The sequence below is a fragment of the Rhodococcus sp. AC861 genome, assembly GCF_979256035.1.
Genome location: NZ_CEEDMW010000003.1, coordinates 551635 through 564994, shown reverse-complemented (window position 1 = coordinate 564994; position 13360 = coordinate 551635). Strand labels below are relative to the sequence as shown.

The following is a 13360-nucleotide window of genomic DNA, read 5'->3' as shown; positions in this document are numbered from 1 at the left end:
CCCCCACGGTAGTCGCCGGGTGTGACACCGTGCCCCGGGGCGACGAGCACCTCGGGCGGCAGCGATCGGTCCGATACCCGGCGGCGCCGGCCGGTTCGCGGTTTCATGGACACGTGACCGGACTTCCTCTGCGCCTAGTCGCCCTGACCGCCGCGACCGTGCTCGTCGCCACCGCGTGCTCGTCCACCACCGACACCGCCCAGGACGCGCCGACGTGTGCCGTCGGCGGCGGGGGAACACCCGTGACGGCAGAGCCGGGAACGGGTGCGGACGGCGCACCGGAGGTCGCGACCGGTTACCGCAGCGGCATGACTGCCGTGAAGACGGCGACGTACGCGGTGTCCACCGCCAATCCCGTCTCCACCGAGGCCGCCTGCGAGGTGCTTCGCGACGGCGGCACGGCAGCCGATGCGCTGGTCGCCGCGCAGACCGTTCTGGGCCTGGTGGAACCGCAGAGCTCAGGCCTCGGCGGCGGCGCGTTCCTGCTGTACTACGACGCGGAGTCGAAGAACCTGCAGGCGTACGACGGCCGCGAGACGGCGCCCGCCTCGGCCACCGAGAACTACCTCCGGTTCGTCGACGACGCGGCCGCCCCCGGAGCCCCGGCGAACCTGTCCGCTCCGCTGCCCGACGCGCGAGGAAGTGGCCGGTCCATCGGCGTGCCCGGTGTGGTGCGCATGCTCGACGACGTTCACCGCGACCACGGCGACAAGGATTGGAAGTCGTTGTTCGATCCTGCGATCACATTGTCCGACAACGGGTTCGAGATCAGTCCGCGGATGGCGTCGTCCATCGCGGACTCCGCGCAGAAACTGGCGCTCGATCCCGCATCGGCGGCGTACTTCCTCGAACCGGACGGCGCACCGAAAGCCGTCGGCACCGTCCTGACGAACCCGGCGATGTCCAAGACGCTCGGTGCGATAGCCACCGACGGCGCCGACGCGTTCTACACCGGCGCCATCGCCCGGTCGATCGTCGACGCGACCGCCGACACCACCGGCGGACGCACGCCCGGTCGGATCACGCTCGACGACCTGGCCTCCTACGAGGCCGAGGAGCGGGATGCGATCTGCACCCCGTACCGCGACAACGACATCTGCGGGATGCCGGGGCCGTCGTCCGGTGGCATCGCGGTCGCGTCGACGATGGGCATCCTCTCGAACTTCGACATGGCGAAATACGCACCCACCACGCTCGATGCCGACGGCGGGGTTCCCACCGCGGAGGGCGTGCACCTGATCGCCGAGGCGGAACGGCTCGCCTACGCCGATCGCGACAAGTACGTGGCCGATCCGGACTACATCCCGCTGCCGGGTGGAAGCCCCGACCGTCTGCTGGACCCCGGCTACCTCGAACAGCGGGCCAAGTCGATCGATCCGGAGCGCAGCATGGGCACCGCTCAGCCGGGAGACTTCGGTCCCGTTCCGCTGAGCAGCTACGCCGGTCCCGAGGCGGGCACGAGTCACATCAGCGTCGCGGACAGCTACGGCAACGTCGCCGCCATGACGACCACCGTCGAATCGGCGTTCGGCTCGTTCCACATGACCGAGGGGTTCGTCCTGAACAATCAGCTGACCGACTTCTCCGCGCAACCCGCGGGACCCGACGGAGTGCCGGTGGCCAACCGAGTCGAACCGGGCAAACGTCCACGGAGTTCGATGGCGCCGACCATCGTCTTCGAGCGTGGCGACGACGGCAGTCGAGGGGACGTCCGTCTCGTCACCGGCTCACCGGGCGGATCGGTGATCATCCAGTTCGTCGTCAAGAACCTCGTGAGCATGCTGGACTGGGGACTCGACCCGCAGCAGGCGGTCTCCGCGCCGAACGTGGGTGCGGCCAACGCCCCGACGACCAACGTCGGCGGCGAGCACCCGAACATCGACGCCGCCGCCGACGGGGCCGCCGATCCCCTGGTCACGCAACTGCGCGCCATGGGCCATCAGGTCTCGGTCGCCGACCAGTCGAGCGGGTCGAGCGCGCTGGTCAGAACCGACGACGGATGGACGGGCGGAGCGGATCCGCGTCGCGAGGGCGTCGTGATGGGTGACGGGATCGGGTGACCGGGTGACCGGCGGTCAGGAGACGGGCGTCGCGTACTTCTTCTCCAGAGCGCGGAACATCCGGGCTGCGTGCACCGCGTATTCGCGGTCGTTCGCCTGGATCGCCATCACCGGCACGTACTCGTCGTCGGGCAGCTCGACCCGCGCCCATGTCGCACCGGCCGAGAAGGACAGGCCGCGCACCAGGTCCCACGGGATCAGCTTCTCCGTGACCAGGTTGCGTACCAGTACTCCCTGAGCGCCCACCTTGATGCGAGGGCGTGTGAGCAGCAGCACGCCGCCGGCCAGGCCCACTCCGATGGCGATCATCGCGACCTGATCGGCCCGCTGGAAGAACACACCGGTGTTGCCCGTCCTCAGCAGAATGCCGAGCGTCGTGTGGATCACGACGAGAAGGACGGCGACCCCGATCGCGTACTTGGCGCTCTTACGTGGGTGCGCCTCGAGTTCCCACTCGTCCGACGTCGGCGTAGCGGATCCCGACTCGGTCATGCCGAGTCACCCCGACGAAGGCTTTCCAGTGTCAACGCTGTGTCCACTGCCGCGGCGACCGCCTGTGCGCCCTTGTCCTCGCGTGAGCCGGGCAGACCGGCGCGGTCGAGGGCCTGTTCCTCGTCGTTCACCGTCAGGACGCCGTTGGTGACGGGGGTGGACTCGTCCAGAGACACGCGCGTCAGCCCCGCGGTGACCGCGTCGCAGACGTACTCGAAGTGCGGTGTCCCGCCCCGGATGACGACGCCGAGAGCGACGACGGCGTCGTGGGTGCGCGCCAACTGCTGAGCGACGACGGGAATCTCGATGGCACCCGCCACTCGCACGAGCGTCACGTTCTGCAAGCCCACCTCGTCCGCTTTGCGCAACGCACCGTCGACCAGAGCCGTGCTGACCTTCTCGTGCCACTGCCCGGCCACGATGGCGACCTGGAGCTTCTCCGCGCCCTCGAGCTGGAGCGACGGTTCACCCGCGCCACTCATCATAGACCTCCCGCGTCGGGAGCCTCGACCGGCGTGTCGTACGCATCGAGCCCGACGAGGTCGTGACCCATCCGGTCGCGCTTGGTCTTGAGGTAGGTCAGGTTCTCGGCGTTCGCCCGCAGCGGCATCGGGACGCGCTCGGTGATGTGGAGGCCGTACCCGTCGAGGCCGACACGCTTGGCCGGGTTGTTGGTCAGCAGCCGCATCGACGAGATGCCGAGATCGACCAGGATCTGGGCGCCGATGCCGTAGTCGCGAGCATCCGCGGGCAGACCCAGCGCGAGGTTGGCGTCGACGGTGTCGGATCCTGCGTCCTGCAGTTGGTAGGCCTGCAACTTGTGCAGCAGTCCGATGCCCCGACCCTCGTGCCCGCGCATGTAGAGCACGACTCCGCGGCCTTCCTGCGCCACCATGTCGAGCGCCGCGTCGAGTTGCGGACCGCAGTCGCATCGCATCGAGCCGAAGACGTCGCCCGTCAGACACTCGGAGTGCACGCGGACAAGCACGTCGCTGCCGTCGCCGTCCGGGCCGGCGATGTCGCCGCGCACCAGCGCGACGTGCTCGACCTCTTCGTAGACGCTCTGGTAACCGACGGCGCGGAATTCGCCGTGCGAGGTGGGAATGCGTGCCTCGGCGATGCGGACCACGTGCTTCTCGTGCTTGCGGCGCCACGCGATGAGATCGGCGATCGAGATCAGCGCCAGGTCGTGGTCGTCGGCGAAGACGCGGAGCTCGTCCGTCCGCGCCATCTCGCCTTCGTCCTTCTGGCTGACGATCTCGCAGATGACGCCGGCAGGACGGAGATCGGCCATCCGGGCGAGGTCGACCGCGGCCTCGGTGTGACCCGGACGGCGGAGCACTCCGCCTTCCTTCGCGCGCAGCGGTACGACATGTCCGGGCCGGGTGAAGTCGTTCGCCCCGGTCTCGGGGTCGGCCAGCAGCCTCATCGTGGCGGCGCGGTCCGACGCGGAGATGCCCGTGCCGATGCCGACGCGTGCGTCGACGGTCACCGTGTACGCGGTTCCGTGCTTGTCCTGGTTCGTCGAGTACATCGGAGGTAGACCGAGGCGGTCGCAGTCCTCACCGGACAGCGGCACGCAGAGGTATCCCGATGTGTACCGCACCATGAAGGCCACCAACTCGGGTGTTGCCTTCTCTGCGGCGAAGATGAGATCGCCTTCGTTCTCGCGGTCCTCGTCGTCGACGACGACGACGGCCTTGCCGGCGGCGATGTCGGCGACAGCGCGCTCGATGGTGTCGAACCTGGTCACGCCGTGCGCTCCCCACGTCTGCTGTCCGCAGTCTCGGACAGATCTGTTTCTTGCTTCCAGCCTACGACCCCTACGCCAGGGGCCTTTCCTCTACTCGGCGGTCTGCAGCCGCTCGACGTACTTCGCGATCACGTCGACCTCGAGGTTGACCGGCGTCCCGGGCTCGGCCGTGCCCAGCGTGGTCAGGGACAGGGTGGTTGGAATCAGGGAGATTTCGAAAAACTGGTCGTCACCCTGACCGCCCAGCGCCGACACCGTCAGCGATACTCCGTCGACCGTGATCGATCCCTTGTGCACGACGTACCGGGCGATGTTGCGAGGCAGCGAGATGCGCACGACGGTCCAGTTGTCCGACGGGTTGCGGGAGAGCACGATGCCGGTTCCGTCGACATGTCCCTGCACCAGGTGTCCGCCGAGCCTCGACGCCAAGGACGCCGCACGCTCGAGGTTGACTCGACTGCCCACCGCCAACGCCTGGAGCGACGACCGATCGAGAGTCTCCTGCATCACGTCCGCGGTGAACGCTCCGTCGACCACGTCGACGACGGTCAGACAGACTCCGTTGACGGCGATCGAGTCCCCGTGGGACGCATCCGACGTGACCAACGGCCCGCTGACCGTGAAACGGGCTGCGTCCGAGAGGTCTTCCTTCGCGGTGATACTGCCGAGTTCCTCGACTATTCCGGTGAACATCCGTCCATCCTTACAGCACTCGCGGGACGAGCTCGAGGAGGATGTCCTCCCCCAGTTCCTGCATCGACACTCGTCGGAACCTCAGTGCGTCCCCGATTGTTCCGACGCCCGTGCCGCGCACCGCCGAGGGGCCCTCGCCCAGCACCATCGGCGCGATGTAGGCCATGACGCGGTCGACCATTCCGGCCCGGAGGAATGCGCCGACGAGAACGGATCCGCCCTCGATCAGCACGTCGTTCACGTCGGACAGAGCAGCCACCACCTCGAGCGGATCGCGGGTCCGGATCAGCCGGGTAGGCGCGGAATCGTCCAACACTCGTGCCGTCGGCGGGATGTCGCGGGTGCCGACGACGACGCGCAACGGCTGACGCTGCGCCGGTGACCCGTCGGGCATCCGAGCGGTGAGCGCCGGGTCGTCGGCCAGCACGGTGCCGGTTCCCACGACGACGGCGTCTATCCGCGATCGCTCGGCGTGGACGTGCTCGCGTGCCGTCTCCCCCGTGATCCATTTGCTGGTGGAGTCCGGCGCCGCTGTCCGTCCGTCGAGAGTCGCCGCGTACTTCCAGGTGATCAACGGTCTCCCGGTGCGCTGGCGGTGCAGCCACGCCCGGAGAGGACCCGCCGCGGCCTCCTCGGCCAGAATCCCCGAGTCGACCACGACGCCGGCGCGAGCGAGAGTGCCCGCGCCTCCCGCCGCGAGCGGATTGGGGTCCGACAGCGCGTGCACGACGCGAGCGATCCCTGCGTCGACGAGCGCGACCGAGCACGGTCCCGTGCGTCCGGTGTGGTCACAGGGTTCGAGCGTGACGACGGCCGTACCACCGCGCGCCGTCTCGCCGGCCTGCGCGAGCGCCACGATCTCTGCGTGGGGGCCGCCCGGAGCCGACGTCGCACCGACGCCCACGACCCGGCCGTCCGTGTCGAGAATCACCGCTCCGACGGGCGGATTGGGCGTGCTGATCCCCCGAGCCGACTCCGAGGCGAGGATGGCCCGGCGCATCGCCGCCTCGATCGGGCTGTCGGTCGGGAGCGACATCACGGCGCGCTGAGGTGCGGCGATGCGGCTGCGGCAGCGGCGCGCAGCGACCGCACGGCCTGCGCCGGATCCTCGGTGGAGTAGACGGCCGATCCCGCGACGAAGCAATCGATTCCGGCCTCGGCGGCCTGCTCGACGGTGTCGGCATTGATGCCCCCGTCGATCTCGACGACGAGACGGAGTTCACCGGAGTCGACAAGGCGCCGCACGGTCCGAGCCTTGTCGAGCACGGACGGCATGAAGCTCTGTCCGCCGAATCCTGGTTCGACACTCATGATGAGCAACGTGTCGAAGTCGCGCAGGATCTCGAGGTACTGCTCGATGGGGGTTCCGGGCTTGACCGAGAGGCCGGCCTTCGCGCCGGCCGCCCTGATGTCGCGGGCCACCGCCCGCGGGTCGTCACTTGCCTCCGCGTGGAACGTCACGTTGTAGGCGCCGGCCTCCGCGTAGGGCGGGGCCCAGCGGGCCGGATCCTCGATCATGAGGTGGCAGTCGATGGGGATGTCGGTGGCCTTCAACAGGCTCTTCACGACGGGCAACCCGAGAGTCAGGTTGGGAACGAAATGAGCGTCCATGACGTCGACGTGCAACCAGTCGCTGCCGGCCACGGCAGCGGCCTCGTCAGCGAGCCGCGCGAAATCCGCGGACAGGATGGACGGAGCGATCATCGGGTGCGCTGGAGTCTGGTCGGCCACGAGCGGTCAGCCTAATAGATCGGGGTCCACACCCAGAACGGCGTCGTCGATGTACCCGGCCAGCAGATACTGTCCCTCGTCGGTCGGGTGGTCACCGTCGTCCTGGATGATCGTCGGGTCGGCCAGCCACCCGGCGTCGAGGGTGTCGACGTAGTCCAGTCCCGCGGACAGCGCGGCCGTTTCCACGGCGGCGTCGACGTCGAACATCGCGTCGCTGACATCGCCCCCACTCCAGATCGGCCCGATCACGACGATGCGCGAGCCGGGTGATCGCTCCTGCAACTCGGCGTACAGGTCACCCGCGTTCGACAGCACGTCCGACGGGTCCGCGTCGGCGTCGTTCTCACTGCCCACCACGAGAATCACCGACGGTTCGCCGTCGGTCGCCAGCGGCACCTGGTCGGCGAAGGTCCCCAGGTAGTCGTCACCGGCGACGTATCCCGCGCCGCCGAGACTCGCATTGGTCACCGCGAAGTCGTGTTCCTCGGCCAGGATGTCGGGCCACACGACGTCGTTCATCGACCCGGCCGAGAACGAGTCGCCGATCACCGACACGGTCACTCGTCGAGTCGTGACGGCGTCCTCGGTGGCCGCTGCGGTCTGCTCGGCCATCACGCGGTCGACGTGATCGGTGGGACGAGGCTGACTCTGCCCACCCGTCGAACACGCAGCCGACACCAGCACTGTCGCCCCCACCACCGCGGCGCGAGGCCACCGGTGTCGGTGGGAACGTCGGGACGATGTCACTCCCCTGTTGTACCCCGCGGTCGTTACCGACCCGTGACGACCGCGCGTCACACGGCCTTCCGCAGTGCCGCGAAGAACATCGCGTCGGTGCCGTGCCGGTGCGGCCACAGCTGCACCGAGGTCCCCGACGCAGCTCGGGGCACCTCCGGCACCAACGTCGACGTGTCGAGGGGAGTCAATCCGTGCCGCCGGACCGCGTCCGCGACGACTCCCACAGTTTCCGAGAGGTGCGGTGAGCACGTGGAGTACACGATCACGCCGCCCGGACGCACCAGGTCGACCGCCGCCGCGAGCAACTCCCGCTGCAGCGTGACCAGTCCGGCCACGTCCGACGCCTGCCGACGCCACCGAGCTTCCGGGCGGCGCCGGAGGGCGCCGAGACCGGTGCAGGGGGCGTCGACGAGGACGCGGTCGTATCCCGCCCCGAGGCCACTGTCCCGGCCGTCGACGGCGTGCACAGTGACGGGCAGATCCCGCACGGTCTTGCGAACCAGATCGGCCCGGTGCTCGGAGGGTTCGACGGCATCGACGGTGGCACCGTCGATCGCCGCGATGGCGCCCAGCAGCGCAGCCTTCCCGCCCGGTCCGGCACACAGGTCGAGCCAGCGACCACCGTCCGGACCGTCGAGCTCGGCCAGAGTCAGCGCGCGTGCAACCAGCTGGCTGCCTTCGTCCTGCACGGCCGCGAGACCCTCACGGACTGCGTCGAGGCGACCGGGGTCTCCACCACTGTCGAGGTGTACCGCGTAGGGAGACCACTGTCCCACCTCGCCGCCGGTGATCGACGCCAGCTCGTCCGCCGAGATCTCGCCGGGCCGGGCGACGAGGTGCACCAACGGCCGTGCGTCGTCCGCCGCGAGCGCATCGTCGAGTTCGCCCGCATCGGCACCGAGCGCGTCGTTGAACGCCTGCGCGATCCAGGTCGGGTGGGCGTGACGGAAGGCGGAGTGCGCGACAGGATCACGTTCGGCCGACGGCGCGAGCAGCTCGATCCATTCCTCGCTCGAACGCTCCGACACCCGTCGAAGGACAGCGTTGACGAAACCTGCCTGGCCCTGGCCCGCCTCGCTCCGGACGATGTCCACCGACGTGGCAACGGCAGCGTGGGGCGCGACGCGGGTGCGCAGCAACTGGTACGCGCCGAGGCGGAGGACATCGAGCAGTCGACCGTCGATGTCGGACACCGGCCGCGACGCCGCGTGCTCGATCACGGCATCGAGAATGCCCTGTGCGCGCGCCGAACCGTAGGCCAGCTCCGTGGCCAACGCCGCGTCCCGCTCGTCGAGCTTGCGGTCGCGCAAGAGCCCTGGCAGAACCAGGTTCGCGTACGCATCCCGCTCCCGCACCGCGCGCAACACATCGCGCGCCGCGATCCTCGCCGGATCCAGACCCGCATCGGCCGGATTCGGGCGACCGGGTTGCTTCGGCCGGGAATTCCCCGACCGCGACTTCCCGCCGGCCTTCCCGCTGCCCCCTCCCGGCCGGCCTCCGGCCTTCCCGCCCTCTCCCGGCCGGCCTCCGGCCTTCCCGCCGTTCCTCTTCCGCTGGCCGCCACCGTCGGCTCCGGGCGTCTGTTCGCCACTCATCGCGCGATCGCTCCGTTCACATCGCGGGCGCCGCGCGCCCAATCCGTCGCTGCCATCTGCTTCTTCCCGTGCGGCTGCACCGTTCCCAGTGCGACAGCCGTCGTCCCGGTGCCCACCAGCACCACCTTCTTGCGCACCTCGACCACACCGGGTTCGAGAACGTCCTCGGTCATCGTCACCGGACCGACCTTGACGCGGACGTCACCGATCTCCGTCCACGCGCCGGGCGCCGGTGTCACGCTCCGGATGTGGCGGTCGACGAGATGCGCGGCGCGGGAGAAGTCCACCCTCGCGGAGTCCACCGACACCTTGGGCGCGTGCGACACACCATCCGTCGACTGCGGAACACCCTGCAGCGCACCCTCTTCGAGCCCGTCGAGCGTCGACTCGAGCAACACGCTCCCACTGTCGGCGAGGCGGCCGAGCAGATCGCCGGCAGTGTCGGTGGGTCGCACACGTTCGGTCACGATGCCGAACACCGGACCCGTGTCGAGGCCCTCCTCGATGAGGAACGTGGAAGCACCGGTGACGTCGTCGCCCGCTGCGATCGCGGCCTGGACGGGCGCCGCACCGCGCCACGCCGGCAGTAACGAGAAGTGCAGATTGACCCAGCCGAACCGTGGGATGTCGAGCACCGAACGCGGCAGCAGTGCGCCGTACGCGACGACGGGGCAGCAGTCGGGAGCCCACTCACGCAGCGTCGCGAGCGCGTCCGGGTCGGACGGCTCGGCGGGCTGCAGGACGGGAATCCCGTGCTCGTCCGCGAGCTGCGCGACAGGTGACCGTACGACCTTGCGGCCGCGCCCCGCGGTGGTGTCGGGCCGGGTGAGGACGCCGACCACCTCGTGCCGACTCGACTCGAGGAGTCGTCGCAAGGACGGGAGAGCAGGCTCGGGAGTACCGGCGAAGACGAGGCGCACGCCGTTCACCCTATGCGGAGCGGATCGACCTGGATTCGCAGCGCCGACGCCGTCTTCTTCGCGCCCACAACTGCGCGCGCCTCGCCGAGCGAGCGCGACAGTGCCCCACCCGAACCCCGAGGTACCCGCACCAGCATCCGTTCGATGGCCGCCGAGGAGTCCGCATCCACCTCGCTACCGAACGGCAGTCGTTCGCCCGGAGGGAGATCCACCGGACCCAGGGTCACGGCGTCGTCCGGCAGCCGTGCGGAATCGAGCAGCGCACGCAGCGCTTCCGACGTTCCGTCCACCGCGGCGATGTGCACGGCGGGTGGGAATCCGACCTCCGTGCGTTCGGCCAGTTCGACCTGCGCATGCCCGACCGGATCCCACCTGACCAAGGCCTGGACGGTGGCCAGCGACGAGTCGGCGACCACGACGACTTCCCCACCGTCCGACGACGGTCGGACCAGAGCGGCCGCGCCCATCCAGCGACGCAGAGTCTGTTCCGTGGCACGCAGATCGGCTCGGCCGAGCAGGGCCCACCCGTCGAGCAACAGTGCTGCTCCGTAGCCGCCGTCGGCGACGGGTTCGGCGCCGACGGTGGACACGACGATGGCGGGACCGGCGGGCACAGTGTCCAACACCGCGGAGCCGCCGGACTGCCGCACAGTGACGCCACTGAATGCTCGACCCAGTTCCTCCGCGGTACGTCCTGCGCCGACGACAACGGCACGCAGGGCGCGGGACCCGCAGGTGGGGCACGAATAGGCGGGATCGGCCGTGCCACACCACTTGCAGGTCGGGCTGCCCGCGCCGTCGGCACCGGCTGCCGACGGAAGCGCCAGCGGTCCGTGGCACCGACGGCAGCGAGCCGGAGTTCGACACTTGCTGCAGGCCAGGGACGGAACGTATCCGCGGCGTGGAACCTGTACGAGCACCGGATGTCCGGCCGTCAAGGAAGCTCTCGCTGCGGCGAAGGCGATGGCCGGTAGTCGGGCCGCCCGCGCGCCGGGGTCCCGCGCGAGTGCGTGATCACTGTCCGCCAGCGCCACGATGCGCGGAACCCTCGCGCGCACCGTGTCGCGAGTCGCGACCAGATCGTGTGCCCACCCGGTGTCGACCAAGGCCTGGGCTTCCGCCGTGCGCGAGATTCCGCCGACGACGGCAGCGCAGCGACTGCGGTGAGCGCGCAGAAGCGCCACCTCCCGAGCATGGGGGTAGGGAGCGCGTGGCTCGGACAGCGAATCGTCTCCGTCGTCCCACACGACGACGAGGCCAGGATCACGTACCGGCGCGAAGACCGCGCTGCGGGTACCCAGAACCACGCGCGCGCTTCCCCGTGAGGCGGCGAGCCAGCGTCGGTAGCGTTCGGCCGGCCCGAGACCGGCCGCGAGCGCCACGACGGAGGAGTCGTCGAGGACAGCACGACACGCAGCATCGACCCGGTCGAGGTCACGCTGGTCCGGCACCACGATGATCGCGCTGCGGCCGGCGGATGCGGTGACCGCCGCCAGATCGGCCAACCGGGCCGGCCAGTCCTCCCCCGGCAGTGCCTGCCATACCGCTCGGGGCGCACGGTCGTCGGCGAGCGCGTCGAGGAACTCGCCGCCGTGCCGGTAGGCGTGCCACGCGTCGCGACGCAGAATCGGCGTCGCGTGGACGCCCTGCGAGACCATCTCGTTCTCGACGCGAGCATGCCGTGGAGGAATCGCCAGACGCAGGACGTCCGAGCGCGTTCCGGCATACCGCGCCGCCACGGCCTCGGTGAGACCGAGCAACTCGTCGTTCAGAACGGGTTCCGCGGACACCACTTTGTCGAGGAACCCGAGTTTGCCCGGATGCTCGCTGGCATCCATTCGTTCGAGCAGGAACCCGTCGACGAGCCGACCCGCGAAACGGACACGCACTCTGACGCCGGGCTGCGCCACCTCGTCCAGGTCGGCGGGGACGAGGTAGTCGAAGTCGCGATCGAGATGGGACAGCGCGAGCATCGGAAGCACCCGCGCCACCGGGGCGGACGGGGCCGGTGCGCGCACACCACCCGCGGCGGCTGCACTCACCGACCCCGACCCCCTCAGCTCTCGAACACTCCTCGTGGAATCGACCGGACTCGGCTCACAGGCCGGCGGCGGACCTCAGCTTGTCCGCGCGGTCGGTGTTCTCCCACGGCAGATCGATGTCGGTGCGGCCGAAGTGGCCGTACGCGGCGGTCTGCGCGTAGATCGGACGCAACAGGTCCAGGTCACGGATGATCGCGCCCGGACGCAGGTCGAAGACGTCGTTGATGGCCGACTGGATCTTCACGGGGTCGACGTTCTCCGAGCCGAAGGTCTCGACGAACAGGCCGACCGGCGCTGCCTTGCCGATGGCGTACGCGACCTGGACCTCGACGCGCTCGGCCAGATCTGCGGCCACCACGTTCTTGGCGACCCACCGCATCGCGTACGCGGCACTGCGGTCGACCTTCGACGGATCCTTGCCCGAGAACGCGCCGCCGCCGTGGCGGGCCCAGCCACCGTAGGTGTCGACGATGATCTTGCGGCCGGTCAGGCCCGCATCGCCCATCGGTCCACCGAGAACGAACTTGCCCGTGGGGTTGACGAGCAACCGCACCGACGAGGTGTCCAGCGAATCGTGGGAGAGCTCGGACAGCACCGACTCGAGGACGTGCCGGCGGATGTCGGGAGTCAGCATGTTGTCGAGGTCGATGTCGGCAGCGTGCTGGGTGGAGATGACGACGGTGTCGAGGCGAACTGCCTTGTTGCCCTCGTACTCGATGGTGACCTGGGTCTTGCCGTCCGGACGCAGGTACGGCAGCACCTCTGTCTTGCGCACCTCGGTGAGCCGACGGGACAGCCTGTGCGCCAACGCGATCGGCAGAGGCATGAGCTCCGGCGTGTCCTTGATGGCGTAGCCGAACATCAGGCCCTGGTCACCGGCGCCCTGACGGTCGATCTCGTCGTCGGTCAGACCTTCGACGCGCGACTCGTGCGAATTGTCGACGCCCTGAGCGATTTCGGGCGACTGTGCTCCGATGGCGACGTTGACGCCGCAGGAATTGCCGTCGAAGCCCTTGGCCGACGAGTCGTATCCGATCTCGAGGACCTTCTCGCGCACGATGTGCGGGATGTCCGCGTATGCCGTGGTGTTGACCTCGCCGGCGACGTGGACCTGGCCGGTGGTGACCAGTGTCTCGACGGCGACGCGGGCGCGCGGATCTTCGGTCAGGAGCGCGTCGAGAATCGAATCGCTGATGGCGTCACAGATCTTGTCCGGATGCCCCTCGGTGACCGATTCGCTGGTGAAAAGCCGACTTGCGGACGTGCTCACAGATGTTTCCTCTCGTACACGCATGACTGAGTGTGTCGACATGATCGAACGGCTCCCCGAGCTGAT

Annotated in this window: 12 protein-coding genes; 1 reads left to right on the top strand and 11 read right to left on the bottom strand. The window is 69.3% G+C overall.

Translation table 11 applies throughout. The features are described 5' to 3' along the window. The first annotated feature begins 113 nt into the window (after nt 1-113). A complete protein-coding gene (gene ggt, locus AC0IX4_RS12220; protein ID WP_471829102.1) occupies nt 114-2060 on the top strand; it encodes a gamma-glutamyltransferase in 1947 nt (648 codons plus the stop codon). A 15-nt stretch (nt 2061-2075) separates the two neighbouring features. On the opposite strand, the gene AC0IX4_RS12215 is transcribed toward ggt, so the two are convergent. The 11 genes from AC0IX4_RS12215 to metK all read right to left on the bottom strand — a co-directional run bounded on the left by AC0IX4_RS12215 (nt 2076) and on the right by metK (nt 13294). Beyond that, the gene (locus tag AC0IX4_RS12215) at nt 2076-2552 is read right to left on the bottom strand and encodes a PH domain-containing protein (protein WP_471829101.1); all 477 of its coding nucleotides are present in this window, start codon (nt 2550-2552) and stop codon (nt 2076-2078) included. Then, a complete protein-coding gene (gene ribH, locus AC0IX4_RS12210) occupies nt 2549-3034 on the bottom strand; it encodes a 6,7-dimethyl-8-ribityllumazine synthase (RefSeq protein WP_471829100.1) in 486 nt (161 codons plus the stop codon). The genes AC0IX4_RS12215 and ribH overlap by 4 nt, the downstream gene beginning before the upstream one ends. Then, entirely contained in the window at nt 3034-4305 is a 1272-nt protein-coding gene (locus AC0IX4_RS12205; protein ID WP_042574611.1) for a bifunctional 3,4-dihydroxy-2-butanone-4-phosphate synthase/GTP cyclohydrolase II, read from the bottom strand. Before AC0IX4_RS12205 ends, ribH begins: the two co-directional genes overlap by 1 nt. A 90-nt stretch (nt 4306-4395) precedes the next feature. After that, nucleotides 4396-4998 carry a riboflavin synthase gene (locus AC0IX4_RS12200; protein ID WP_471829099.1) on the bottom strand — a complete coding sequence of 201 codons (603 nt, stop codon included), beginning with the start codon at nt 4996-4998 and terminating at the stop codon, nt 4396-4398. Between the two features lie 10 nt (nt 4999-5008). After that, the gene (gene ribD / locus AC0IX4_RS12195; protein WP_042574645.1) at nt 5009-6034 is read right to left on the bottom strand and encodes a bifunctional diaminohydroxyphosphoribosylaminopyrimidine deaminase/5-amino-6-(5-phosphoribosylamino)uracil reductase RibD; all 1026 of its coding nucleotides are present in this window, start codon (nt 6032-6034) and stop codon (nt 5009-5011) included. Further along, complete coding sequence (rpe, locus tag AC0IX4_RS12190; RefSeq protein WP_042574613.1) at nt 6034-6702, bottom strand: ribulose-phosphate 3-epimerase; 669 nt, start codon at nt 6700-6702, stop codon at nt 6034-6036. The genes ribD and rpe overlap by 1 nt, the downstream gene beginning before the upstream one ends. A gap of 33 nt (nt 6703-6735) precedes the next feature. Continuing rightward, a complete protein-coding gene (locus tag AC0IX4_RS12185) occupies nt 6736-7476 on the bottom strand; it encodes an SGNH/GDSL hydrolase family protein (RefSeq protein ID WP_156148881.1) in 741 nt (246 codons plus the stop codon). Nucleotides 7477-7523: 47 nt separating this feature from the next. Next, nucleotides 7524-9062, bottom strand: coding sequence for an RsmB/NOP family class I SAM-dependent RNA methyltransferase (locus AC0IX4_RS12180; protein ID WP_471829098.1), 1539 nt, complete (start codon nt 9060-9062; stop codon nt 7524-7526). Next, nucleotides 9059-9982: a methionyl-tRNA formyltransferase gene (gene fmt / locus AC0IX4_RS12175; RefSeq protein ID WP_471829097.1), complete on the bottom strand. Its 924-nt coding sequence runs from the start codon at nt 9980-9982 to the stop codon at nt 9059-9061. The genes AC0IX4_RS12180 and fmt overlap by 4 nt, the downstream gene beginning before the upstream one ends. Before the next feature lie 5 nt (nt 9983-9987). Continuing rightward, nucleotides 9988-11955, bottom strand: coding sequence for a primosomal protein N' (locus tag AC0IX4_RS12170; protein WP_471829318.1), 1968 nt, complete (start codon nt 11953-11955; stop codon nt 9988-9990). 124 nt (nt 11956-12079) lie between these two features. Continuing rightward, on the bottom strand, nt 12080-13294 hold the full coding sequence (metK, locus tag AC0IX4_RS12165; protein ID WP_042574616.1) for a methionine adenosyltransferase: 1215 nt from the start codon (nt 13292-13294) through the stop codon (nt 12080-12082). Nucleotides 13295-13360: the final 66 nt, after the last annotated feature.